Below are 25,663 nucleotides of genomic sequence, written 5' to 3'. Positions count from 1 at the left end.
CTCAGGGCATAGAGCCCGCCGCGCAGGGCTCGACGACGTTCCGAATAGCGGTTGCATCCGTGACGAGGAAAGTCGCGATCACGGAGGCGTCGCCCGCACGTGGGCTCGACTGCGTCCAGACGATGCGCGCGCCCGGCTGCGCGAAGCCGGGCGCGATGCCGCGCAGGGGGTTCTCCGTGCGTTTCGGCCCGGCCACGGTGAGCGTAAAGCTCGTTGCGGGATCGGCGGCCACGGCGCCGGTCGCGGGCGCGATCATGCTGCGCACTCCGTTCGCCCCCACCACCCGGATCGCGGTGAGCGGCTTCGTCGTGCCGCTCGCCCCGGTGAAGGCGTCGACATCGAACGTCGACGACAGGTCCGCGAAGCGTGGGATCGTCAGCGCTGCCGAAAGCCCCGCATGCGCCGGGTCGCAGGCTAGACGCAGGGTGACATGGCGCGACGCGCTGCCGATGGTCGCCTCGCCCACGAGCCCGATCTCATCCGCAAGGACGGGGGAGGCCAGGAGAGCAACAGCGAGAGCAGGGGCCGCGATCCGCATGGAAGCCTGATCCGTTAACGCCGCATCGCGGCCGGGAAGGGCGGCTTTACCACGCCGGGAGGTAAGAGGCGCTCATCGCAGGGTTGATGTGCGCTGCAGCAACTCATTCAAAATCGATCGATCCTACACCGCCACGCTTAAGTCCTCAGGCGTGGCCATGCGCATCAAGATCACCCTCGGCCTCATGTTGGTCGTCTATCTCATCGACGGCCGGGCCCCCGGCTTCCGCGAACTCCGCAACCCCGATGCGGAGCATGCCGGCGCACGCAGCATCGTCGCGACGAAGCGCGCCTGGATCTGAGCCTCATCCCTTGGCGAGTTCGGCCTTCAACCGTTTCGCGACCAGCGCCTGGAGGCTCCACAGGTGCCGGTCGCGGATGCCCAAAGCCTCGCAGGCCTCCACGGTGCGGTAGAGATACTCCGCGCTCGGCCCGGTATGGCCGCAGGCGACGGCGATCCGGTCCGCGATCTCCGCATCGGGCAGGCGGCCCGCGTAGCGGTCATTCGCCCGGTTGGCGAGAAAGGTGAGGGCCGAGACGGTTCCTTCTTCAGTCTGCACCGGCAGCCAGCGAGCGACGTAGCCGCGCCCGCGCATCTCCCGTCGCCAGACCGGCATCAGCGCCTCGCGGATCTCCGCATCCGGCAGGCGAAAGGCGACGCCCCGGCACAGGCCGCCCCTGTCCAGCGCGAGCACGAAGCCCGGCCGCTCCGGCGTGCCCCGGAAGCGGCGCTGCAACAGACAGAACCGGCGGTGAAAGCCGCGCACAGTGCCGAGCCGCCGCTCCGCCACCGGGAATTCCGGCCGCCACATCAGCGAGCCATAGGCGAAGACCCAGAGCGCGGCACCCTCGCGTCCGGCCACGATCTCCTCAAGGCCGGGGCGAAGCTCCTCGTCGGTCATCACCGTGAGCGCGGAGGGATCGTCGGCAACGGGGCGCGCATGGGCGGCGCGGATCAGGTCCAGGGTCAGGTCGAGGTTCGTGGCTGGCATCGCGCGAGGCTAACGCAACGGAGCGGAAAACACCTATATCCCTCCCATGCAATGGACGGACGATGCCCTCGTGCTGGGCCTGCGTCGGCACGGGGAGACCGGAATCATCCTCGAAGCCATGACCGCCGAGCACGGCCGCCATCTCGGCCTCGTGCATGGCGGGCGCTCGCGCCGGATGCAGCCAGTGCTGCAACCGGGCAACCGGGTGCGCGTCACATGGCGGGCGCGGCTCGATGACGGGCTCGGCGCCTTCGCGGTCGAGCCGCTGAGTTCGGAAGTGTCGCGGATGATCGGCTCTGGTCTCGCCCTCTACGGGCTCGGCGCGATGGGGGCGCTGCTGCGGCTTCTGCCCGAGCGGGATCCGCACCCCGCGCTCTACGAAGCGGCCTGCATCCTCGTGGAGCATTTGGACGATGCCGACATTGCCCCGCCTCTGATGGTGCGGTTCGAACTCGCCGTGCTCACGGAACTCGGCTTCGGCCTCGATCTCTCGTCCTGTGCTGCGACAGGCGGCAACGACCGCCTCGCCTATGTCTCCCCCCGTACCGGCCGGGCCGTAAGCGCGGCGGCGGGCGAGCCCTACCGGGACAAGCTACTCGCCCTCCCGACCTTCCTGCGCGAGGGCGGTGCCCCGGGGCCGGACGGCGTTGCACAAGGGTTTACCTTGACGGGATACTTCCTCGACCGGCACGTCTGGGGTCCACGCGGCCTCACGCCACCGGAGGAGCGGGCGCGATTCGTTGCGCTCGGCGTCGCCGCAGGATAATGTTCGCGTAATGTTCTAGTGATGCGCCGTACGCTCCACCGTCATTGCGAGCGGAGCGAAGCAATGACGAAGAGTGCGGCCGGGAAGTCGGGGAACCACCATGGGCCAGCCGTTCGAGCCGCCATCCGGCGACGGCATCGAGAGCGTCGAGCTGAAATCCGCGCTGGAAGAGCGCTACCTCGCCTATGCGCTCTCGACCATCATGCACCGGGCCCTGCCCGATGCCCGCGATGGGCTGAAGCCGGTGCATCGGCGCATCCTTTACGGCATGCGCCTCCTGCGGCTCGACCCGAACACCGCGCACAAGAAATGCGCGAAGATCGTCGGCGACGTGATGGGTGACTTCCACCCCCACGGCGATCAGGCGATCTACGATGCCCTCGTGCGTCTCAGTCAGGATTTCGCGCAGCGCTACCCGCTGGTCGATGGTCAGGGGAACTTCGGAAACATCGATGGCGACGGCCCCGCTGCCTATCGCTACACCGAGGCACGCCTCACCGAGGTGGCCCGCCTGCTCCTCGATGGGATCGATGAGGACACGGTCGATTTCCGGCCGTCCTATAACGGCGAGAAGGAAGAGCCCATCGTCCTTCCGGCGGCCTTCCCGAACCTGCTCGCCAATGGCAGCCAGGGGATCGCGGTCGGCATGGCGACCTCGATCCCGCCGCACAACGCGGCCGAACTCTGCGACGCGGCGCTCTACCTGATCAACCATCCCGAAGCGAATTCGGGCCAGCTCGCCAAGTTCGTGCAAGGGCCGGATTTCCCGACCGGTGGCATCCTCGTGGATTCGGCCGAGTCGATCGCGGAAGCCTACCGCACGGGGCGCGGCGCCTTCCGGGTCCGCGCCCGCTGGCACAAGGAGGATCTCGGCCGGGGGACGTGGAACATCGTCGTCACCGAAATCCCCTACGGCATTCCGAAGGGGCGGCTGATCGAGAAGATGGCCGAGCTTCTGCAGGAGAAGAAGCTGCCGCTGCTCGCCGATGTCCGCGATGAATCCGCCGAGGACGTGCGGGTGGTGCTGGAGCCGCGCTCGCGCAGCGTTGATCCGGTCATCCTGATGGAATCGCTGTTCCGCCTCACCGAACTGGAGGCGCGGGTCTCGCTCAACCTCAACGTCCTCGTCGGCGGCCTCGTGCCGAAGGTGATCGGGCTCGCCGAATGCCTGCGGGAATGGGTCGATCATCGCCGGGTCGTGCTGCAGCGGCGTTCCCGCTTCCGCCTCGGCCAGATCGACCGGCGGCTCGAGATCCTCGGTGGCTTGCTCATCGTCTATCTCGACCTCGATGAGGTGATCCGCATCATCCGCGAGGAGGACGAGCCGAAGCCTGCCCTCATGGCGCGGTTCGAACTGACCGAGGTGCAGGCCAACGCCATCCTCGACACTCGCCTGCGCTCGTTGCGCAAGCTGGAGGAGATGGAACTGCGGCGTGAGTTCGATGCGCTGACCGCTGAGAAGGCCGAACTCGACGGGCTGCTGGCCTCCGAGCCCGCGCAGTGGAAGTCGATCCAGGCTCAGATCCGCGCGGTGAAGAAGACGTTCGGACCGGAGACCAAGCTCGGCAAGCGCCGGACGACGTTGGAGAATCCGCCGGACACGGCGGGCGTCGACCTCACGGCGGCTCTGGTCGAGCGCGAGCCGATCACGGTGATCGTCTCCGAGAAGGGCTGGATCCGCGCCCTCAAGGGGCATGTGGCGGACCTGTCGGGCGTGGGCTTCAAGGGCGACGACCGGCTCAAGATCGCCTTCCCGAGCGAGACCACCCAGAAGATCCTGCTGCTCGCCTCGAACGGCAAGGTCTTCACCCTCGATGCGTCGAAGCTGCCGGGTGGGCGCGGCTTCGGCGATCCCGTGCGCCTGATGGTCGATCTCGATGACGGCACCGAGGTGGTGGCCGCTCTGCCCTACCGGCCGGAGACGAAGCTGCTCCTCGCGGGCTCGGACGGACGCGGCTTCGTGGCGCCCTCGGACGCCCTCGTCGCCAATACCCGCAAGGGCAAGGGCATCCTCGGCCTCGACGGATCGGCCACGGCGGCGCTGATGGTCCCCGCCGAGGGCGACCATGTGGCGGTGCTGAATTCGGAGAAGCTGCTCCTGATCTTCCCGATCGGGGAAGTGGCGGAACTGGCGCGTGGCAAGGGCGTGCGGCTTCAGCGCTGCCGTAGCGGACACCTCACCCACGCCCATGTCTTCAAGCTGGAAGACGGCTTGCCCTGGCAGGACGGCTCGGCGGAGGGACGGCTCGCCAACGCGGCGATCCTCGAGAAGTGGGTCGGCCACCGCGCCGAGGTCGGCTTGATGATGGCGCGCAGCTTCCCGAAATTCGAGCGGTTCGGGCGCTGATGCTCGGCTGGCTGCGCCAGTCGCTCCGGCGCCGCCGCTACAGACAGATCTGCCGGGAGCGCATCGCCATGCGCTTCCCCCTGATCCAGCGGGATCTCGACGCGGCCGAGCCCGGCTTCGCCCTCGTCCTCGGCGATTCCCATGCCGAGTTCCTGTGCGCACACCCCCTCGGCCCCCGGCCGGTCGTGAATGGCGGCGTCGGCGGCATCGGCATCGGCGGCTACGCGGCGCGCCTGCCGGAGCTATACGTCCCCCGCCGGGCCGGGGTGGCGGTGATGATCCTCGGCAGCAACGACCTCTCGGTGCGCACCCGCCCGCTCTCGTCGGAGGGAATCGCCCGGTTCGAGGCGGCAGCCCTGGCGCTGATGCGCTGGTTGCGGACCCATGCTGATCGGGTTGTGGTGTTGGCCCTTCCGCCGATCGATCAGGTGCCGGGCCAGGAGCGGGAGACCAAAGCGGTGGAGGAATACTCCGCTCGCCTCGAACGGCTCGCGGCCGAGACCGGCTGTGGCTTCGCCGACCCGTTCTCGGAATTGCGGGAGGGGTCAGGGTGGCCGGCCGAGGCGCTCGCCAAAGGGCTCGCCAAGCCGGGAGCGCTGAGCGACGGCGTTCACCTTGCCGATTACGGCGCCGTCGCGAAGCATATGGGGGCCTTGCTGGCCTGATCGACTGCGCGTCTCAAATTCCCTTCACCGTCAACCCCGATTTTTCGTGCAGCCCGGGCTGGATGACGGCGGCTTGAGCCTCGGCTACGCTGCGCCGCAAGCGGCGCTCTGAGCGTTGCAATCAGAACGCGATACGGGAGTGGGTGGAATGGGCGCGAGCGCCGAAATCGCCGAGGTGAAGCGCGACAAGCCGTGGATCATCCGCACCTATGCGGGCCACTCGACGGCAGCGGAATCGAACAAGCTCTACCGGGGCAACCTCGCCAAAGGCCAGACCGGCCTGTCGGTCGCCTTCGACCTGCCGACGCAGACGGGCTACGATCCGGATCATGAGCTTTCGCGCGGAGAGGTCGGCAAGGTCGGCGTTTCGATCGCGCATCTCGGCGACATGCGGGCCCTGTTCGACCAGATCCCGCTCGCCCAGATGAACACGTCGATGACGATCAACGCCACGGCGCCGTGGCTGCTCGCCCTCTACCTTGCGGTCGCCGAGGAGCAGGGCGCGCCGATCGCCGCTCTTCAGGGCACGACGCAGAACGACATCATCAAGGAATACCTCTCGCGCGGCACCTACGTCTTCCCGCCCGCGCCGAGCCTGCGGCTGACCAAGGACGTGATCCTGTTCACGACCAAGGAAGTGCCGAAGTGGAACCCGATGAACGTCTGCTCCTACCACCTGCAGGAGGCGGGGGCGACGCCGGTCCAGGAATTGTCCTATGCGCTGGCCATCGCCATCGCCGTGCTCGACACGGTGCGCGAGGACCCGAATTTCGACGAGGCCAGCTTCTCCGACGTCTTCAGCCGGATCTCGTTCTTCGTGAATGCGGGGATGCGGTTCGTCACCGAAATCTGCAAGATGAGAGCCTTCGCGGAACTCTGGGACGAGATCGCTCAGGAGCGCTACGGCATCACCGACGCCAAGAAGCGCATCTTCCGCTACGGCGTGCAGGTCAATTCGCTCGGGCTGACCGAGCAGCAGCCCGAGAACAACGTCCACCGCATCCTCATTGAGATGCTGGCCGTCACCCTGTCGAAGCGCGCCCGCGCCCGTGCGGTGCAATTGCCCGCCTGGAACGAGGCGCTCGGTCTCCCGCGCCCGTGGGACCAGCAATGGTCCATGCGGATGCAGCAGATCCTCGCCTTCGAGACCGATCTGCTCGAATATGACGACATCTTCGACGGCAGCCACGTCATCGAGAAGCGCGTCGAGGAGTTGAAGGCCCAGACCCGCGCCGAGCTGGAGCGGATCGGCGGCATCGGCGGTGCCGTAGCGGCGGTGGAAACGGGTGCCTTGAAGCGCGCCCTGGTGGAATCGAACGCCAAGCGCATCTCGGCCATCGAGGCGGGCGACCAGATCGTCGTCGGCGTCAACAAGTGGCAGCAAGGCGAGCCCTCGCCGCTCACGGCGGGCGAAGGCGCGATCTTCTCCGTCTCCGAGACTGTGGAGATGGAAGCCGCGAACCGCATCAAGGCGTGGCGCGAGCAGCGCGACGATGCGGCGGTGAAGGCCGCCCTCGACGCGCTGGAAGAGGCGGCGCGCTCGGGCGCCAACATCATGCCTGCCTCGATCGCGGCGGCGAAGGCGGGCGTCACCACCGGCGAATGGGGCGGGCGCCTGCGCCAGGTGTTCGGCGAGTACCGGGCGCCGACCGGCGTCACGGTGGAGACTGCTTCTTCCGGCGCTGCCGACGAGGCGCGCCTCCTCATCGCCGATCTCGGCGAGCGCCTGGGCGAGCAGCCCAGGCTCGTCGTCGGCAAGCCGGGTCTCGACGGCCATTCCAACGGCGCGGAGCAGATTGCGCTGCGTGCCCGCGATGTCGGCTTCGACGTGACCTATGACGGCATCCGCCAGACCCCGTCCGAGATCGTCGCCAAGGCGAAGGAGACCGGCGCCCACGTGGTCGGCCTGTCGATCCTGTCGGGCAGCCACGTCCCGCTGGTGCGCGAGGTCCGCGCGATGATGCGGGAGGCCGGGCTCGATCACGTTCCGGTCGTCGTCGGCGGCATCATCTCGCCGGAGGACGAACTCGTGCTCAAGAACATGGGCGTGCGGGCCGTCTATACGCCGAAGGACTACGCCATCGACCGGATCATGATCGATCTCGGCAAGGTCATCGAGAAGAGCCTGGACGCCAAGGCGAACCGGCCGCAGGCGGAGCCGGCTCAGGTCTACTGAAGCCCTGTTCGCCGTGCCGGCCCCCTCGGCCTCCACCTGAGATGCCGCTTCGCGGCGCCTCAGGTTCGCGTGGTGAATGGGGCGGTCCGGCCAGTTCCTTTCGCCCGCCCGGCCTGTAATCTCCCCCGCGATTCCGCCGCGATTCGCGTCGCGGCGGTAGGGGGGAGGGGCCCATGGCGCGGTGGTGGATCCAAGCGGTCGCGGGCGGCCTCGCCGCCCTGCTCCTGGTGGCGCCCACCGCCGCGCAACAGCGGCCGACCCAAGCGGCTGTATCCTTTCAGCGGACCTTCGTCCGCCCCGGCCTCGCGAGCGACGCCGTTCGCCTCGAAGCCACGTTGAAGGCGGGAGTCGCCGGGCCGCTGGCCCCCGCTGCCCAGTCCCGCCGCAAGGGCGAAGGTCTTCTCGACACCGAGAAGCCCACCGAGGCCCTGACGCCGCTCGCCGCCGCCATAGCCGCCGATCCCGCCGACCCCGCCAATTGGCGCGCCTATGCCCGCGCGGCTCAGGGAGCGGCGGGCGAGACGGAAGAGAACGATTATCAAAGCCGGACGCGCCTGCGCGGTCAGGCACTGGCCGCCGCCTACCGCGCCTACGAGCGCGCCCGCACCGCCCCCGATGCCGCCTCGGCCCTCGCCCTGCTCGGTGAGAACGCCGCCGATCAGGAAGAATGGCGCCCGGCGCTCGACGCCTTTGCCGCGAGCCTCGCGCTGCTGGACGATGCGTCGATCCGGGAGACCTATGAGCGACTGCGCGCCGAGCATGGCTTCCGCATTCTGAACTACACGGTCGATTCCGACGCCGCCGCCCCGCGCCTGTGCTTCACATTCTCCGAGGCGGTCGCGCCCAAGGCGGATTTCGCCCCCTACGTCGCGGTGTCCGGAAGCGCCTCGGCGGCGGTGACGGGGGAGGGATCGCAGGTCTGCGTCGATGGCCTGAAGCACGGGAGCCGCTACGCGGTGGTGCTGCGTCCCGGCCTCCCCTCGGGGGTCGGCGAGACCCTGCTGAAACCCGCCGATTACGAGATCTATGTCCGGGATCGCGCGCCGCAGGCGCGCTTCACCGGGCGCAACTACGTCCTGCCGCGCACGGGTCAGGCCGGCATTCCCATCGTCTCGGTCAACGCCCCGAAGCTCGAGGTCGAGGTGCTGCGCATCGGGGATCGCGGCCTGCTGCCGACCCTGCGCTCGGAGGATTTCCTCGGCCAACTCAGCGGTTCCACCGCAAAGACCATCGCCGCCCAGAAGGGCGTCCGGGTCTGGAAGGGGAGCCTCGACACCGCCAAGGCCGAGATCAACCAAGAGAGCGTCACCGCCTTCCCGGTGCTCCAAGCGGTCGGCACGCTGGAGCCCGGCGTCTACGTGATGCTCGCCCGGGCCTCCGGCACGGCCGCCTCGGACGAGGAGTACGAGACCCAGGCGACGCAATGGTTCGTCGTCTCCGATCTCGGTCTCACCGCCACGAAGGGTCGGGACGGCGTCCACGTCGTGCTGCGCTCGCTGGGCACGGCCAAGGCGATGGAGGGGGCGGAGATCCGCCTCGTTGCCCGGGACAACGAGGTTCTGGCTACCCGTAAGACTGACGCGCAGGGCCATGCCGCCTTCGAGGCAGGCTTGAGCCGGGGGAAGGCGGCACCGCGCCGAGCCTCGTCGTTGCCTCGCTCGGCACCGATTACGGCTTCCTCGATCTCGATCAGGCCGCCTTCGACCTCACCGACCGGGGCGTGAAGGGCCGTCCCGAGGGCGGGGGGCTTGATGCCTACGTCTTCACCGAGCGTGGGGTCTACCGCTCCGGCGAAACGGTGCAGATCGCCGCCCTCCTGCGCGACGCCCGCGGCAGCGCGGTGGCCGATCTCCCCCTGACGCTGGTGGTGAAGCGCCCGGATGGCGTGGAGTACCGCCGGGTCTCCGTGGCCGATCAGGGGCTCGGCGGGCGGGCCCTTCCCCTGCCGCTTCTGTCGGGGGCGATGCACGGCACGTGGCGGATCGCGGCCTATGCCGATCCGAAGGCGCCCCCGGTGGGGGAGGCGAGCTTCCTGCTAGAGGATTACGTCCCCGAGCGGCTCGACGTGACCCTCACCCCCGCTGCGCCCAGCCTGACGCGAGGCGAGGCGGCCGAGATCGCGGTCGCCGCCCGCTACCTCTACGGCGCGCCGGGTTCGGGGCTCGATGTCTCCGGCAGCGTCACCGTACAGGCCGCCTCTCAGAATGGGATCAAGGGTCTCGACGGGTTCACGGTCGGCCTCGACGACGAGGCGGTCGAGGCGACGACGCGGGAACTCTCCGCCCACGCCACCACGGATGCGCAGGGCGCGGCGAAGGTCGCCGTGCCGGTGCCGGAGATCGCCGCCCCCCGGCCGCTCGAGGCGAAGATCACCCTGGCGGTGGGCGAGCCCGGGGGGCGGGCGCTCTCGCGCAGCGTGACCCTGCCGATCCTGCCCTCGGGGCCGGTTCTTGCCCTGCGCAAGGGTTTCTCGGACCTGAAGGACGGCGACCTCGCGAGCTTCGACGTGGTGATGGCGGCACCCAATGGGCATCGCCTGCCCAAGGCTGGCGTAGCCTGGACGCTGAACAAAGTTGAAAAAACCTACCAATGGTACCGTGCGGATGGCCGCTGGTCCTTCGAGGCGGCCAAGACCACGAAGCGGATCGCCAGCGGCACCCTCGACCTCGCCGCCGATGCCCCCGGCCGCATTCAGGCGCCGGTCGGTCTCGGCTCCTACCGCCTGGACGTGACGGCTCCCGGCGCGCCCGAAGCGGCGGCGAGCCTCGGCTTCGATGTCGGCTGGGCCGGCTCGGAGACGGCGCAGGCCCCCGATCTCCTCGACCTCACCCTCGACAAGCAGGCCTACGCGGCAGGCGATACCCTCACCGCCAAGCTCGGCTCCAAGTTCGCCGGGCAAGCCAGCGTGATGGTGGTGAGCGACAGGATCCACGACATCCGCGAGGTGAGCGTGCCCGAAGGCGGCACCACGATCCGCCTGCCCGTGAAGGCGGAATGGGGCGCGGGCGCCTATCTCGTCGCCACAGCCTATCGGCCCCTCGATCAGGCGGCCAAGCGCCAGCCTGGCCGGGCGGTCGGCCTCGCTTGGTTCTCCATCGATCGGGACAGGCGCGCGCTCACCGTCTCCATCGACGCGCCCGGCAAGGTGCGCCCCCGGCAGGACCTGACCCTGCCGGTCAAGGTCGCGGGGCTTGCTCCGGGTGAGGAGGCGCGGGTGACGGTCGCGATGGTCGATGTCGGCATCCTTAACCTGACGCGCTACGCCGCGCCGGACCCGACCCGCTACTTCCTCGGCCAGCGGGCGCTCGGGCCGGAATTCCGCGACGTCTACGGCTATCTGATCGACGGCATGCAGGGCAGCGCAGGGGCGATCCGCTCCGGCGGCGACGCGGCCGGAGCCGAACTCGCCGACGCGCCACCGACCGAGGCGCCGCTCGCCCTGTTCTCCGGCGTGGTGAAGGTCGGACCGGACGGGACGGCCAGCGTCACCTTCCCCGTTCCCGCCTTCAACGGGACCGGCCGGGTGATGGTGACGGCCTGGAGCGGCACCCGCGTCGGGCAGGCCCAGGCGGACGTGACGATCCGCGATCCCGTCGTGGTGAGCGCCACCCTGCCGCGCTTTCTCGATATCGGCGACCGTTCGCGCCTGTTCGTGGCTCTCGACAATGTCGAGGGACCGGCAGGCGAGTACGTGGCCACGATCACCCCATCCGGGCCGGTCCTCGTCGGCGCGCAGGCACTCAAAACCACACTGAAGCTCGCCGCGCAGGGTCAGGGCCGCTTCGCCGTACCGCTGACGGCGGCGGGGCCGGGCACCGCCCGGCTCGACGTCACGCTCTCGGGGCCGGGCCTGCCCGCTCCGCTGTCGCGCGGCCTCAGCCTCGGCATCGCACCCGGCACGGGCGCGCTGCTGCGACGCTCGGTGCGTACCCTCGCGCCCGGCGAAAGCCTGCGCGTCTCGGCCGACCTCCTGGCGGATGTGATTCCCGGCACGGGCAGCGTCTCACTCTCCGCCTCGACGCCTCCGGGGATCGATGTACCCGTCCTGCTCCAGGCGCTCGACCGCTATCCCTATGGCTGCTCCGAGCAGATCGTGAGCCGGGCCTTGCCGCTCCTTTACGTGAACCGGCTCGCCAGCCTCGACCGCATGGCCCTCGACCCCGACGTGGACGGGCGGGTGCGCGAGGCCATCGAGCGAGTGCTGTCGCGCCAGGATTCGAGCGGCGATTTCGGGCTCTGGTCGGCGGACGGGTCGAACGACCTCTGGCTCGACGCCTATGTCAGCGACTTTCTCACCCGTGCCCGCGAGCGCAAGTTCGCCGTGCCGCAGGGGCCGTTCACGCTGGCCCTCGACCGGCTGCGCAACGCGGTCGCCAATGCGAGCGAGGTGCGCGACGGGGGCGCCGACCTCGCCTATGCCGCCTATGTGCTCGCCCGTAACGGACGCCCGGTGATGGGCGACCTGCGGTACCTCGCCGATTCGCGCCTTTCCGACTTCCGAACACCCCTCGGGCGGGCGCAGCTCGCCGCCGCTTTGGCTCTGCTGGGAGACCGCGGCCGGGCCGCCAAGGTGATGGATTCGGCCGTCTCCGCGCTTTCCTCCGAGCGGGATCGGGGAGGCTACCGTGCCGATTACGGCTCCCGCCTGCGCGATGGCGCCGGGCTGATCGCGCTCGCCGCCGAGACCGGGCTCGCCGGGTCGGCTCTTGCGCCCGCGAGCGCGGCCCTTGGCCAGGAACGGGCGGATGGACGCCCGACCAGCACGCAGGAGAATGCCTGGATGATTCTCGCCGCGCAGAGCCTCGCGGACGAGGCGAAGGGCCTGTCCTTCACCCTCGACGGCGCCGCCCAGACAGGGGCCTTGGCCCGCACCTTCCGGGAGGCGGAGCTGGGTGTGAGCGACAGGGTGCTCGTGAATACCGGCGCGGCGCCGGTTCAGGTGTCCCTCGGCGTCGCGGGCAACCCGCTCACCCCCGAACCCGCCGAGTCCCGCGGCTATACGGTGGAGCGCAGCCTGCACCGGCTCGACGGCAGCGTCGTCGATCCCGCTACGGGCATCCGCCAGAACGACCGCCTCGTCGTGGTGCTCAAGGTGACCGAAGCGAAGGCCGAGGCAGCGCGCCTCCTCCTCGTCGATCGCTTGCCCGCAGGGCTCGAGATCGACAATCCGAAGCTCCTCGACGCGGATGCGCTGCAAGGCCTCGCCTTCGCGAAGTCTGATGTCCAGCCGATCCACACCGAGTTCCGGGACGACCGGTTCGTGGCCGCCTATACCCGCGAGCCGAGCCAGCCCGCCTTCTTCACCGTGGCCTACGCGGTGCGGGCGGTCTCGCCGGGGACTTACGTCCATCCCGGCGCCAGCGTCGAGGACATGTACCGCCCCGCCCGTTACGGGCGGACCGGTACCGGGAGCCTGACGGTGGGGGAGGGGAAGTAGTGGCCTATTCCACCACGATCGGGTAGCAGCGCGCGCCCACCGCTCCGGCGAGCGCCTGCACGGCGCCGACCGTGCCGATATCGCCCGCCACGTGGATCACGTCCGTCGCCCGCAATTGCGGGAGATGGGCACCCACCGGGCCGAGGCGGACATCCGGCGGACGCTGGCGGCCACGCTCGGTGCAAAGCACGATCCGGCCCACGCCGGTGGCGCGCAGCCAATCGAGGCTCTCGCGCATGTAGAGATCGAGGGCGTCGCGGGCGCCGATCGACAGGGCCATGTCCCGCCCCGGCTCGATGTAGCGCGCGGCCCGCGCTATGGCCCAGATCGGCCCGAACCCGGCGCCCGAGGCGGCAAGCACCAGCCGACCGCCGCCGGGACGGTAATGGCTGCGCCCGATTGGGCCCTTGAGCTTCACTTCGCCGCCGAGGATGAGCTCTTCGGGGTCGCCGATCTCCGCATCGCGGGGAATGTGGAACACGGCTTCGTTGATCTCGGCCGAGCCGTCGACCCGCAGGGTCGGGCACAGGCTCCGGGCGCCCAGACCCGGCAGGGTCACGGTGAAGGCCTGGCCCGGCTCGTGGAGGGGGCGACGGGACAGGGTGGCGACCACTTCGAGGATGCCGGGGCCGAGCCGCCGCACCGCCGTGATGCTACCCTTGAGGTTCTGTTGCTTCGCGCGCTCCTGCGGCCCAGGCGAATGCGCCGAGGCGGGATCGCTTTCGGGGATTTCGGACAGGGGCGCGGGCGCCTCGCGGGCACGGCGGCCCTGGCTGCGGCGCATGGCGGGTGCCGCGCCCTGGCCGAGCAGGTTCGCCCCGTGAAGCCCCGGAACCGGCGCGATCATCCCCTCGGCCAGGGCGGCCTCCAGGGGCGTCTCGCCGGGGGAGCAGCGGACGGCACGGCCGTTGACGACGAGCGAGCAGCGCGCGCGCATGGCGGAACCCTCGCCCTGTCTCAAGGCACGATGCGGAAAGGTGGGATCGGCGTTCCCGCGGACATCGTACGACACTGGATCATCCTGGACGGGAACGGACGGGCGGGGGCAGGCCCGGACGTCTTCAGCGGGCGCGGATCAGCAGGCTGTCGACCAGCGCGGCCCACCGTTCGCGGGTCGCCCGCACGTCGTCGTCGGGCGAGGATTCGGTGAGGAGCTGGCGCTGGGCGCGCAGGGAGGCGATCTCGTCCCTCTGCGCCCGCACCACCGCCTTCATCACGCCGAGTTCGGATTCGAGCCGGCCGATGGCGGCCTCGGCCCGCGCCAGGACCGGTGCCACGGCAAGGGTCTGAGCCTCGCGCTCCGGCAGACGAGTGCGGACCTGATACGCGTGACGCATCGGACGAGCGATCATGCGGCGCACGAGATCCGGGCTACCCGCCGGTTGAAAACGCCTCGCCGCCTCGGCCATCGCCCATCCCCACGCTCACGCGAACTGTGGATGACTGTGGGTGAACGTGGTTAAGGGGGGCTTAATTCGAAGGCTCAAGCGGCCTCGGGCGCGGCACCGACGATCTGCCGGGCCTGAAGCATGGTCATCGGCTCGCCGAAGGCCGGGCCGAGGGCGTATTCGCAGCCGAGCTCGGCAAGCGCCACCGCATCCCCTTCCGATTCGCAGCCCTCCGCGACGATGGCGAGATTCAACTCGCTCGCCATCTTCACGATCGAGCGCAGGATCGCCGTCTGGCCCGACGAGATCTGTCGCACGAAGTCCCGGTCGACCTTGATCGTGTCGAAGGGGAAGCGCTGCAGGTAGGACAGTGCCGAGTAGCCGGTGCCGAAATCGGACAGGCACAGGCCTGCGCCGAGGTCGTGGATGCGCGAGAGCATCTGCGCCGCGTATTCCGGGTTCTCCATCACGAGGCTCTCGCTGAATTCGAGCTTCAGGGAGCCGGGGAGGGCACCCGAACGGGCGAGCACCGTCTTCACATCGTGAAGGAGATCGTGGCGCAGGAGCTGTCGCGAGGAGAGGTTGCAGGCTGCGAAGATCGGCGGCTCGACTTCGAGCGAACGCTGCCACGCGGCGAGTTCCAGCGCGGTGCGCTCGAGCGCGAAGATGCCGAGATTGACGATCAGGCCGCATTCCTCGGCGAGCGGCATGAAGGTCGCCGCCGGGATGCGCCCGAGCTTCGGGTGGTCCCAGCGCAGGACCGTCTCGAAACCGGCGACGGTGCGGTCATCCAGGCGCACGACGGGGTTGAATAGCACCCGCATCTCGTTGCGCTCGATCGCCTTGCGCAGATCGCCTTCGAGCATCAGCCGGTCGGAACGCTCGGCGCGCATATGGGCCCGGAACACCTCGATCCGGTCGCCGCCCTGGCGCTTGGCCTGGATCATCGCGACCTCGGCGTTCTTCAGCACCTCGTCGCGCTTCTGGCCACCCTCATAGAGAGCGAGCCCGATGGAGACGGTGAGGAAAATCTCCCGGTCGGCATAGGTGATCGGCGTGGCGATGGCCCGCTGGATCATGCTGGCGAAGGCGAGAATCCGGTCGGGGTCACGCTCGGAAAGCAGGATCACCGCGAACTCGTCGCCGGAGAGGCGGGCGAGCGTATCCTGCGGGCGAAGCAGCCGGCCGAGGCGCCGTGAGAGGGTGAGCAGGATCGAATCGCCCGCCGAGAGGCCGATCGCGTCGTTGATGCCGGTGAAGCGGTCGATGTCGAGGACAAGGACGGTGGGCTTGAGGCGCGCATCCTGGCCCGCGAAGGCCAAAGCCGCATCGAGCCGGTCTCCGAAGAGTTCGCGGTTCGGCAGGCCGGTGAGGCTGTCATGCACTGCGTCGTGCAGCAGGCGCTCCTCGGCGGTCTTCACCTCGGTGACGTCGGCGATGGTGCCGACCACGCGGATCACCTCGCCATCGGCGCCGATCACCGGCCGGGCCTTCAGCCGGTACCAGAAATAGCTTCCGGCCGCCGAGCGCAGGCGGAAATCGTGGACGATGCGGCCGCGCCGCTCCTCGATCACCGTGTCGAGGGCCGCCGAATAGCGCTCCGTATCGAACGGGTGCAGGGCGCCGAGCCAGTTCGAGGCCGGACCTTCGAGCGCTCCGCGCGACAGGCCGAGCTGCGCCTCGATCTCCGGGCCGACGAAGATCTTGTCGGCGGGCACGTCCCAATCGAACACCACGTCGCCCGCGCCGGTCAGCGCGAGCGCCCGGCGCTCCGTATCGGAAACGAGCGCATGGGACAGGCCGCTTCCCGCGAAGGCGTGCTGGAGCACCGTGAAGCCGATCAGCATCACGATCAGCACGAGGCCGCCGATCAGCGCCGGCTGGACGAGATCGCTGCCGATCTGGCCCGTCACGGCAAAGCCCGCGGCCGTCACCCAGATCATCAGCAGGAGCCAGGTCGGCACCAGCAGGATCGCCCGGTCGTAGCCGTTATGGACGGAGAGATAGAGGATCAGCAGCAGGCCGATTCCGGCCACCGCCGCGATCGAGATGCGCGCCACGCCCGCCGCGACCGGCGGATCGAACACCGCAAGCCCGACGAGGCCTGCGAGGAAGGCGAGCCAGAAGAAGGCGACGTGGCTGTAGCGCACGTGCCATCGGGCGAGGTTCAGGTAGGCGAAGAGGAAGACCAGCAGCGTCGCGCCGAGCACCGCCTCGGCGGAGGCGCGGTAGACCCGCTCGGCCAGTTCGGTGACGGGGAAGATCCGCTGCAGGAAGCCGAAATCGATGCAGGCATAGGCCAGCACCGACCACGCGAGCGCGGCGGCGGCGGGGAAGATGATCGCGCCCTTCACCACGAAGACGATGGTGAGAAACAGGGCGAGCAGCCCGCTGATGCCGATGATGATGCCCTTGTAGAGGGTCAGGCCGGAGGTCTTCCGGCGGTAGGCATCCTGGTCCCACAGGTGCAGTTGCGGGACGTTGGCGTTTCGCAATTCGGCCACGTAGGTGACCGTCGTGCCGGGATCGAGGGTGATCGTGAACTGATCTGCGTCCGGGTTCTCGTCGCGCTCGGGGCGGATGCCCTGGCTCGCGGTGATGGCGGCGATGCGCGAGCCGCCGAGATCGGGCCAGATCACCCCGGATCCGACCAGACGGAAATGCGGGGCGATCAGGATGCGGTCGATCTGCTCGTCGGTGTCGTTGGTGAGCGCGAAGGCGATCCAGTCCGGCCGGGCGCCCGCGTCGCGGGCCTTCACGACGATGCGGCGCTTGATGCCGTCCTTGCCGGCGGCGGTGGAGATCTGAACGAGGTCGCCGTCCGAGCGGTAGCGCTCGATGGCGCCGGTCAGGTCGATGACCGGCTGGTCGAGGCCGACCCGCACCGCCTCGATGGCGCGCGCGGGGCTGCCGAAGACGAGGCCGCCGACCAGGATCAGGAGGAGGGCGAGGATGCGCAAAGGGCTGACGTGTCCGGCCGGGGGTGTCTGCATCGGCCGCCCTGGCGACCGCGATTGGTAAAGGCGACGCTAAGGCCCGGCAAGGCCGAGGGCGCGCCGGTCCACCGTTCGCGGATCGCGCCCCTTTGCGGCCAAATCAAGTTGAAGGGGGCTTCAGACTCGCACCGTCATCGCGAGCGCAGCGAAGCGATCCAGGGCAGCGGGCCGCTTGGAGATCCTGGCGCCGCCCTGAATTGCTTCGCTGCGCTCGCAAAGACGGGAGGGTCAGCGCCCCCCGACAACCCCGCCGCGATCTTGTCGATCGACGGCAGGCCCGCGATGGGGCCGATGGCGGCGACCGTGGGCGTTCCGCCGAGCATCGTCGTCGCGACTGCGCGCACGTCATCGACCGTCACCGCATCCACCTTGGCGATGACCTCCGAGGCGGGGATCACCCGGCCCCAGGCCAGGATCTGGCGGGCGTTTCGCTCGATCCGGCCGCCGGGTGTCTCCAAAGCCGAGAGCAGCGAGACCTTCAGCTGCGCCTTGGCGCGGGCGATCTCGATTTCATCGAGGTCGCGGGCCGCGCGGGTCGTCGCCTCCAGGGTCACGGCCACGAGTTCGGCCACATCCGAGCCTGCCGTACCCGCGCCGATGCCGAACAGGCCGCAATCGGAGAAGGGCCAGTGGAACGCCTGGATCTCGTAGGCGAGACCGCGGGTCTCGCGCACCTCGTGCCACAGGCGCGAGGTCAGACCGCCGCCGAGCACCTGAGCGAACATGTGCAGGGCATAGTAGCCCTCGTCGCGGAAGGAGAGGCCGGGCAGGCCGATGACGAGGTTGGCCTGTTCGAGCTTTCGCTTCATGCGCCGCTCGCCGCCGCCGTAGCGGCCGGGCTCCATCGGCGGCGCTTCGGCGGCCTTCAACCCTCCGAAATGCTGCTCGGCTGCCGCCACGATGGCCTCGTGCTGCACGCTGCCCGAGCCCGCCACCACGAGACGGTCCGGTGTGTATTCGCGGGCGAGGTAGGCGCGGATGCCCGCCTCGTCGAAGCTGTGGATCGTTTCGGGCCGCCCGATGATCGGCCGCCCTACCGGCTGGCCGGGGAAGGCGGCTTCAGTGAAGGCGTCGTAGACGACGTCGTCCGGCGTGTCCTCGATGGCCGCATATTCCTGCAGGATCACGCCCTTCTCACGGGCGAGTTCGCCCGCCTCGAAGGTGGCGCTGGTCAGGATGTCGCCGATCACGTCGAGGGCGAGGCCTGCGTCCTCGCCGAGCACGCGGGCGGTGTAGCTCGTGGTCTCGGTGGAGGTGGCGGCGTTGATCTCGCCGCCGACATTCTCGATCTCCTCCGCGATGTCCCGGGCCGAGCGGCGGGCGGTGCCCTTGAACGCCATGTGCTCGATGAGGTGCGACAGCCCGCTCTCGTCCGCCCGCTCGTGGCGGGAGCCCGCCCCGACCCAGACGCCGAGGCTCGCCGTCGCCACCCCCGGCATCGGCTCGGTCACGACGGTGACGCCGTTGGCGAGCCGCGTGACCTTGAGGGTCGGAGAGGCGGCGTGAGTCGAGAAATGCTCGTTCATCGTGGCGGTCACGCGCCCTTCGTGATGCGGGCACGCTCGCGGATCAGGCGCTCGACGGCGCCCTGATCGTTGGCGATGCGGGTCACACGCTCGGGCCGGTCCATCAGGTCGGCGAGGTGCGGGGGCAGGACGGGGCGCTGGCCGCCCGTCGCCTTGGCCACGGCGTCGGGGAACTTAGCGGGATGGGCGGTGGCGAGCGCCACGACCGGCGTCGCCGGGTCCTTCGTCAGCAGGCGGCGGGCGGCATTCACGCCGATGGCGCTATGCGGATCGAGGGTCACGCCCGTCGCCGCGTGGCTGAAGGCGATCTCCTCCATCACCGCGTGTTCCGGCACCGCATGGGCGTCGAACTCGTCGCGGACCTTGGCCAGCACCGTCTCATCGAGCTGGAACCCGCCCGATTGCTTCAGCCCGGCCATCAGCCGCGACAGGCTCGACGCGTCCCGGCCGAGGGCCTCGAACAGCAGCCGCTCGAAGTTCGAGGAGATCTGGATGTCCATGGAGGGCGAGGTGGTGGGCTCGACGCCACGCAGCTCGTAGGCGCCGTGCTCCAGGGTGCGCACGAGGATGTCGTTGGCGTTGGTGCCGATCATCAGGCGCTTGATGGGCAGGCCCATCTTCTTCGCGACCCATCCGGCGAGGATGTCGCCGAAATTGCCGGTCGGCACCGAGAAGGAGACCTCCCGGTGCGGGGCGCCGAGCGCCACGGCGCTGGTGAAGTAATAGACCACCTGCGCCGCGACGCGGGCCCAGTTGATCGAGTTCACGCCGGAGAGGCGCACCGCATCGGCGAATTCGGCGTGCTGGAACAAGGCTTTGACGATGTTCTGGCAATCGTCGAACGTTCCGTCGACGGCGAGTGCATGGACGTTGGGCGCATCGACGGAGGTCATCTGCCGCCGCTGCACCTCGGAGACCCGCCCATGCGGGTAGAGGATGAACACATCGACTTGATCGAGGCCACGGAACGCCTCGACGGCGGCCGAGCCGGTATCGCCCGAGGTCGCGCCGACGATGGTCGCCCGGCTGCCGCGCTGGCGCAACACGTGGTCCATCAGGCGGCCCAGCAGCTGCATCGCCACGTCCTTGAAGGCGAGCGTCGGGCCGTGGAAAAGCTCCAGCAGGAAGAGGTTGTCGTCGAGTTGGGTGATCGGGCAGATCGCCGGGTGCCGGAAGGTGGCGTAGGCGGCGTCGATCATCCGGTCGAGGTCGGCATCGGCGATCTCACCGTCGACCAGCGGGCGCAGCACGAGCTTGGCGGCCTCGGCGTAGGGCTTTCCGGCGAGCGCGGCGATTTCGTCCCGGCCGATTCGCGGCCAGGTCTCAGGCAGATAGAGCCCGCCATCGCGGGCCAAGCCGGCAAGCAGCGCATCGGAAAACGAAAGAGGCGCGGCCTCGCCGCGGGTCGAGACGTGGAGCACAGGGGCCTCCGTGGGAAGGCGGACCCTCTACACGATGCAGGCTTGCGTGTCGAAATGCGATCGCGGCCGGGCGGTCATGCGCTGATCCCCGGTGCCTTGACCAAGCGGCAGCCGGTGATGCGCCACTCGCCGTCCTGCTGGCGCTCAAGGGTGTATTCGGCTGTCCAATCGGTGCCGTACTCGTCCTGGATCGCCACGGTTTGGCTCACCGAGGTCTCGCCGAGGTCACGGGCCGAGCCGAAGACGAAGCTGCGGTGGCGATAGACCGGCTTGTACTGGTTGCGCACCATCCCGAGGAACAGGTCCGGGTTCGGGAAAATGTCGCGGATCGCGGGGGCGGCCTGAGCGTAGGCGGTGGAGGCGTCGTCCCGTCCGAAGGCCTCGGCCTGCCGGGTGATGACGGCGCGGGCCGCCGCCTGCTCCGTTTCGCCCGCCCATGCGCCCGAGCCGAGACACCCCAGGACGAGGACGAGACAGGATAGGGCGCGCATCGCGGGTCACTCCGAGGGAGCAACCCTGAATTGTAGGCGGCTCGGCTCGCCCGGCAAGCTTTCCCGGCCGCTCAGGCCGGCGCCGTCATGGCGAGGGCGGCGAGCGGGACGGCGACCAGATCGGCGGCGGCCGCTGCCACGGGCAGCATCGCAGGCCAGCGCCCGGGCGAAGGGCTCCGGCGCGTGGGGGCGAAGGCCAGGACCAACATCGGCACGAGGGGCAGCAGGTAGCGCCCCTGCGGCCCGTCGATCCGGTTCTCCCCGACATTGGTCCAGGTGAGGTATTGCGAGATCACCACCAGCCACAGGCACGCGACGGCCGAGGCGGTGAGGAGCAGTGATTCCGGCCAGGGCGGCATCGTGCCGTGCCTGAGCAGAAGGAACGGCGCGAGCAGGGCCACGGCCCAGAGCCCGTATACAAACCCCGGCAGCGGCCGGTCGAGCCAGCCGAAGATGCCGACCGAGCCCTTGGCGAGGATGGTCAGGTGCTTGATCGTGCCGAGGAAATGTCCCGGCAGGGTCAGGAGCCGTGCGGGCTTGTCGAGAAGAATCTGGGCCTGCGCCTTCGGATCGGTGGAGGTGAAGGTCGCCGGGCGGGGGCCCGACCAGAGCGGGCCGGCCTCGTAGGCGTCGCGCGGCACCGGGGTCGCGACGGTTGCGGTAGCCGCGACTGTCCAGAGCGCGGCGGGCAGCACGGTCAGCGCCGCCGCCGCAAGGCGCCGGACGGCGTGGCGCGCGAGGCCGCCGGATCCTTCCCCCAAGGGGAGGGGGATCAACAGCATCGCCGCGAGCCCGGCATAGGGCGGCTTGGCGAGGACCACGAGGGCGAGGCTGACGATCGCGCCGGAGAGCCGCAGGCGCATACCCGGCCCGGCGAGGGGCCGGGGGGTGAGCAGGGCGGCGGCGAGCGCCGCGAGGGCGATGATCGGCGCATCCTGGTTGAACGAGGCCGCGAGCGACAGGGTCATCGGCAGGGCGAGCATCGCGAAGAAGGCCACCCGGCCGCGCTGGGCCAGCGCCAGGGCGGCAATGGCGATGGCGAGGGTCGCCGTCGCCGTGCCGAGCCGCCCGAGATAGAAGCAGACCTCCGGCGCGAGGCCGAGGATCCGCCCGACCGTCAGCCCCGCTGCAGCGGGCGCATAGAGGAAGGGCGGGTAGGTGCCGACGGTGTAGAGCGGCACGAAGACCCGGCCCCGCGCATCCGGCGGGTCGTCGAGGGGATAGAGGACGCCGCCGAAATCCTTCGGCCGCGAGCGCGTCAGCCGCTCCCATGAGGGATCGATCCGCACCCCCGCCGCCACGTGGGTCGAGCCGTCGGAATAGCGCACGGGCTCGCGGTGGCCGATCATGTCGCCCTGGGTCAGGGCCACGGCGCGGGCGAGATGCGAGCCCTCGTCGGCGACCTCGCCCGGCGGCACGATCAGTGCGAGCGCAATGCAGACCGGGGCGCAGAGGGCCAGATAGGCCCAGCACCAGAACCGGGGGCCGGAAGGCAGACGGATCACGCGGTCAGGTCTCCCCCGGGAAGATTTCCGTTCGGCAGGGCGTGGCCGGGCACGGTCCGCCCGAGGATCCGTCGCAGGCGCAGCATCAGCAGCACGGTGGCGACCGCGCCCGCGCTCAGCACGCCGAGGCGCAGCCATTCCGCCGGACCGGCGCCGGACAGGAGGTGCCCGCCGCCCTGGCCCATCGCCCCGAGGGCGACATAGGCGAACAGGGCGGGCAGGGCGGCGAGCGTTCCGAGCGCGTAGTCGCGCAGGCCGACCGTGCTCGCTCCCAGGGCAAGGCTCGTGGGCGCGAAGGGCATGATCGGCGAGAGCCGGATCAGGCAGACCAGCCGCCAGCCCTCCGCCGCGAGCGCCCCGTCGAGGGCGGCCAGACGTCGGCCGCCGAACCGGGCGAGCGCGCGGGCCCCGAGCACGGTGCGAGCGAGGGCGAAGGTGATGAGCGCGCCCATCATGGTGCCGAGCGCCGCGACGCAGAACCCCTCAACCGGCCCGAGCAGAGCCCCCGCCGCGATGCCGACGCCCGAGGCCGGCACCACGCCCGAGGCAGCGACCAGCGCCTGCACGACAAGGAGGATCGCGGGCCCCGCCGGGCCGAGTTCCGCGAGCCGCGCGGTCAGCCGGGCGGCGGCGTCGGGGGCGAGGATCCCGGCCACCAACGGCGCGGCGGCGAGACCGCCGAGCAGTGCCAGCGCGGCGAGGCGGGAAAGGGGTGGCAGCGTCACGGGCGCGCCTCCGTGGGGGCGGGCTCCGCGAAGAGCGGGTCCGCCTTCAGGCCGGAGCGATGCAGGCGGTAGGCGAGGCTCGTGCGAAGGACGCCGAGACCGTAGATGCACGAGCGGCGAAAGTTGATCGACGAGGCATCGTCGAAATACCGCGTCGGGCAGGAAATCTCGCCGATGCGAAAATCCTGATGCATGGCCAGCGCCAGCATCTCGTTGTCGAACACGAAATCGTCCGAGCAACGGTCGAGCGGCAAGGATTCCAGCACCTTTCGGCTCCAGGCCCGGTAGCCCGAATGATACTCGGAGAGTTTCTGGCCCATCAGCCAGTTCTGCACGAGGGTCAGCCCCCGGTTGGCGACGTACTTGTAGAGCGGCATGCCCCCGACCAGCGCGCCGTTGCCCAGGATGCGCGAGGCGAGCACCGCGTCGTACTCGCCCGAGACGATCATGGAGGCCATCGCGGTCACGAGGCGCGGGGCATATTGATAATCCGGGTGGAGCATCACCACCACGTCGGCGCCGCGCTCCAGGGCGGTGCGGTAGCAGGTCTTCTGGTTGCCGCCGTAACCGAGATTCTTCGCGTGCCGGACCGTGTGGATGCCGAGTCGTTCGGCCACCGCCACCGTCGCGTCGCGGCTGGCATCATCGATGAGGATCACGTCATCGACGATGTCGAACGGGATCTCGCGGTGGGTGCGTTCCAGGGTCGCCGCCGCGTTGTAGGCGGGCAGGACGACGGCGATTCGGTGTCCGTGGAGCATCGGCGGGGTCTTCAGGAAGGGTCAGGCCCGGAGGATCGCGGGGGCGATCTCGGGCAGGGCGGCGGCGAGGAGGCGGGCGGCGCGGAGCACCTCCCCCGCCTCGGCGATGGAGCGGCGCGCCAGGGCCTGGGCCAGCCGCAGGGGTATCTGCCCGCAGAAGGCGGCAACGGCGAGCGCGAGGGCGGCGACCCGGCCGTGGTGCTTGCCGGCATACAGGATCTCGCTGCGCAGGATGTAGAACAGGCGCCGCGCCTTGGCCTGCCGGGTGGTGCCCTGGCCGAGATGGCGGGCGACCGGCCCGGCGAGGTGGCGCACGGCAAAGCCCGCCTGCCGGGCCCGCAGGCACAGGTCGACATCCTCGTAATAAACGAAGAACCGCTCGTCGAAGCCGTCGAGCGCGGCGAACAGGTCCCGCCGGATCATCAGGAAGGCGCCCATCACCTGATCCACGGCGCGGTCGTCCTCGTGGTCCCAGTCGCGCAGGAAGTGCGGCGGTACGAGGCGGAGCCGATCGAGCGCGAAGGCCCGGCCGAGCATGGCGGCGGGGGTGGGCGCGCGGGCGCAGGAGCGGGCGGTGCGCCCGTTCGCTTCCACGAGCCGCGCCCCGACGATTCCCCAGCCCGGCTCCGCGAGGAGCGCCGCCCTCGCACGGGCGAGCGTGTCCGGCTCGACCCGCGCATCGGGGTTGAGGAACAGGATCACAGGAGCCTTGCCCAACGCCGCGCCCTGGTTGCAGGCGCGGCCGAAGCCGCGATTCTCCGTGTTGCGGATCACTTCGAGCGGGCCGGGCAGGGTCGGCAATCCGGTGAGGGACGCATCGGTCGAGGCGTTGTCGACCACGGTCACCGCGACGCGCTCCGCGCCGTCCGAGGCGGCAAGCCCGGCCAAGCAGTCGCGCAGCAGGTCGCCGCCGTTCCAGTTGACGATGACCACGTCGAGATCGGTCATCGTGGCAGGTCCCGCGGGGGCCCCAGGCGGCCGAGCAGCCCGTCGCGCGCCGCCCCGGCCAGGCGGCCGAGCACGGCGGGACGCCATCCCGAATCCGCCCAGAACAGCATGGCCTGGACCGGCAGGTAGAGCCCCTGGGCGAGCTTCCACGACAGGGGCAGGTGCGGCAGGCGCCACGCATAGACGCTGTTGCGCAGGTAGGTCGCCATCCGGAACAGGGGCTGGCGCGACATGGCGATTCCGAAGGCGCGGATCGTCCCGCCGCCGACCCGGTGCGGCAGCGTCACGGCGGGGTCGAGATAGCTGCCATGGCCGAGGCTCCAGGCCCGGAAGCACCATTCGAGCTCGACGGCATCGATGAAGAAATCCGCCCGGAAAGGGCCGGTGCGCGCGAAGGCGGCGAGATCGACGAGGCTCCCGGATGTCGCCAGGAACTGCACCGGCCGCAAGCTCCCGATCGCCTCGACGCCCGACCGGGCCGGATAGGCGGGAGCCTTGTGGCCCGGCGCGGCGGCGGGGGAGGGGCCGATGACCGCCGGGGCGAGGCCGCGCGCGATCAGGCGCTCCCGCGAGGCAGAGAGCGCGCCGGGCAGGGTGGGCTCGGCCGCCGCATCCTGATCGAGCAGGTAGAGAGCATCCGCCCCGGCGGATTTGGCCGCCGCCGCCAGCCGGTTCAGCGCCTCGGCGATGCCGAGATTCGTGCCGTCGCCGAGGAGGGTGAAGCCAGCGCGTTCCAGTTCGGCCTTCAAGGCCGGGTCGAGGGGCGAGTTGGCATAGGCGAACCGCGCCGCGAGCCCGGCAGGCAGGCGCCCGGACAGGGACGCGACCTGCGCCTGCGTCGGCTGGAAGAGGGTCAATCCGGCGGCGATCCGCGCGAGCCCAGGGGCGGGGCGCGCGGTCGCCGGCTCCGGAGGCGGGGACGGCATGAGGGCTCTGATCCGGGCGGCTTCCGTGTCAGCCAGCGTGGTGACGGTTCCAATAC

At 70.1% G+C, this 25,663-nt stretch carries 18 protein-coding genes and 1 pseudogene; 6 read left to right on the top strand and 13 right to left on the bottom strand.

Features of this window, described 5'->3' with window-relative positions:
- Position 1: 1 nt before the first annotated feature.
- Positions 2-538: a hypothetical protein gene (locus ACFQE0_RS22430; protein WP_378973585.1), complete on the bottom strand. Its 537-nt coding sequence runs from the start codon at positions 536-538 to the stop codon at positions 2-4.
- Between the two features lie 157 nt (positions 539-695).
- Between ACFQE0_RS22430 and ACFQE0_RS22425 the strand changes: the two genes are divergently transcribed.
- Complete coding sequence (locus ACFQE0_RS22425; RefSeq protein WP_378973583.1) at positions 696-839, top strand: hypothetical protein; 144 nt, start codon at positions 696-698, stop codon at positions 837-839.
- 3 nt (positions 840-842) lie between these two features.
- Here the strand turns inward: ACFQE0_RS22425 and ACFQE0_RS22420 are convergent, their stop codons facing one another.
- Complete coding sequence (locus ACFQE0_RS22420; protein ID WP_378973580.1) at positions 843-1,529, bottom strand: gamma-glutamylcyclotransferase; 687 nt, start codon at positions 1,527-1,529, stop codon at positions 843-845.
- Positions 1,530-1,575: 46 nt separating this feature from the next.
- Here ACFQE0_RS22420 and recO point away from each other — a divergent pair, with 46 nt between their 5' ends.
- From recO to ACFQE0_RS22395, 5 genes and pseudogenes are all read left to right on the top strand, one after another.
- Positions 1,576-2,295, top strand: coding sequence for a DNA repair protein RecO (recO, locus tag ACFQE0_RS22415; RefSeq protein WP_378973578.1), 720 nt, complete (start codon positions 1,576-1,578; stop codon positions 2,293-2,295).
- Positions 2,296-2,395: 100 nt separating this feature from the next.
- Positions 2,396-4,642, top strand: coding sequence for a DNA topoisomerase IV subunit A (parC, locus tag ACFQE0_RS22410; protein ID WP_378973575.1), 2,247 nt, complete (start codon positions 2,396-2,398; stop codon positions 4,640-4,642).
- A complete protein-coding gene (locus ACFQE0_RS22405) occupies positions 4,642-5,307 on the top strand; it encodes an SGNH/GDSL hydrolase family protein (RefSeq protein ID WP_378973572.1) in 666 nt (221 codons plus the stop codon). The genes parC and ACFQE0_RS22405 overlap by 1 nt, the downstream gene beginning before the upstream one ends.
- Before the next feature lie 148 nt (positions 5,308-5,455).
- On the top strand, positions 5,456-7,483 hold the full coding sequence (locus tag ACFQE0_RS22400; RefSeq protein WP_378973569.1) for a protein meaA: 2,028 nt from the start codon (positions 5,456-5,458) through the stop codon (positions 7,481-7,483).
- Between the two features lie 173 nt (positions 7,484-7,656).
- Positions 7,657-12,920, top strand: a pseudogene (locus ACFQE0_RS22395) (alpha-2-macroglobulin family protein).
- A 4-nt stretch (positions 12,921-12,924) separates the two neighbouring features.
- On the opposite strand, the gene ACFQE0_RS22390 reads toward ACFQE0_RS22395, so the two are convergent.
- From ACFQE0_RS22390 to ACFQE0_RS22340, 11 genes are all read right to left on the bottom strand, one after another.
- Positions 12,925-13,857, bottom strand: a complete 933-nt coding sequence (locus ACFQE0_RS22390) for a ferredoxin reductase domain-containing protein (RefSeq protein ID WP_378973567.1) — start codon at positions 13,855-13,857, stop codon at positions 12,925-12,927.
- 124 nt (positions 13,858-13,981) lie between these two features.
- A complete protein-coding gene (locus ACFQE0_RS22385) occupies positions 13,982-14,272 on the bottom strand; it encodes a hypothetical protein (protein ID WP_378973564.1) in 291 nt (96 codons plus the stop codon).
- Positions 14,273-14,403: 131 nt separating this feature from the next.
- Positions 14,404-17,301, bottom strand: a complete 2,898-nt coding sequence (locus ACFQE0_RS22380) for an EAL domain-containing protein (RefSeq protein ID WP_378973562.1) — start codon at positions 17,299-17,301, stop codon at positions 14,404-14,406.
- Between the two features lie 134 nt (positions 17,302-17,435).
- Positions 17,436-18,830 (bottom strand): M16 family metallopeptidase, encoded by a 1,395-nt coding sequence (locus ACFQE0_RS22375; RefSeq protein WP_378975630.1) that lies wholly within the window; start codon positions 18,828-18,830, stop codon positions 17,436-17,438.
- An 8-nt stretch (positions 18,831-18,838) separates the two neighbouring features.
- A complete protein-coding gene (gene thrC / locus ACFQE0_RS22370; RefSeq protein WP_378973559.1) occupies positions 18,839-20,251 on the bottom strand; it encodes a threonine synthase in 1,413 nt (470 codons plus the stop codon).
- Between the two features lie 74 nt (positions 20,252-20,325).
- Complete coding sequence (locus tag ACFQE0_RS22365) at positions 20,326-20,742, bottom strand: DUF4864 domain-containing protein (RefSeq protein WP_378973557.1); 417 nt, start codon at positions 20,740-20,742, stop codon at positions 20,326-20,328.
- 71 nt (positions 20,743-20,813) lie between these two features.
- Entirely contained in the window at positions 20,814-22,247 is a 1,434-nt protein-coding gene (locus tag ACFQE0_RS22360; RefSeq protein WP_378973555.1) for a DUF2142 domain-containing protein, read from the bottom strand.
- A complete protein-coding gene (locus ACFQE0_RS22355) occupies positions 22,244-22,972 on the bottom strand; it encodes a TVP38/TMEM64 family protein (protein WP_378973552.1) in 729 nt (242 codons plus the stop codon). The genes ACFQE0_RS22360 and ACFQE0_RS22355 overlap by 4 nt, the downstream gene beginning before the upstream one ends.
- Complete coding sequence (locus tag ACFQE0_RS22350; RefSeq protein WP_378973550.1) at positions 22,969-23,733, bottom strand: glycosyltransferase family 2 protein; 765 nt, start codon at positions 23,731-23,733, stop codon at positions 22,969-22,971. The genes ACFQE0_RS22355 and ACFQE0_RS22350 overlap by 4 nt, the downstream gene beginning before the upstream one ends.
- Positions 23,734-23,754: 21 nt before the next feature.
- The gene (locus ACFQE0_RS22345; RefSeq protein WP_378973548.1) at positions 23,755-24,681 is read right to left on the bottom strand and encodes a glycosyltransferase family 2 protein; all 927 of its coding nucleotides are present in this window, start codon (positions 24,679-24,681) and stop codon (positions 23,755-23,757) included.
- Entirely contained in the window at positions 24,678-25,607 is a 930-nt protein-coding gene (locus ACFQE0_RS22340) for a glycosyltransferase family protein (protein ID WP_378973545.1), read from the bottom strand. The genes ACFQE0_RS22345 and ACFQE0_RS22340 overlap by 4 nt, the downstream gene beginning before the upstream one ends.
- Between the last annotated feature and the right edge of the window lie 56 nt (positions 25,608-25,663).

The sequence above is a fragment of the Methylobacterium komagatae genome (assembly GCF_042661665.1).
Classification (GTDB): Bacteria; Pseudomonadota; Alphaproteobacteria; order Rhizobiales; family Beijerinckiaceae; genus Methylobacterium; species Methylobacterium komagatae.
The sequence above is the reverse complement of the archived record's forward strand: the minus strand, read 5'-3'. Positions and strand labels throughout refer to the sequence as shown.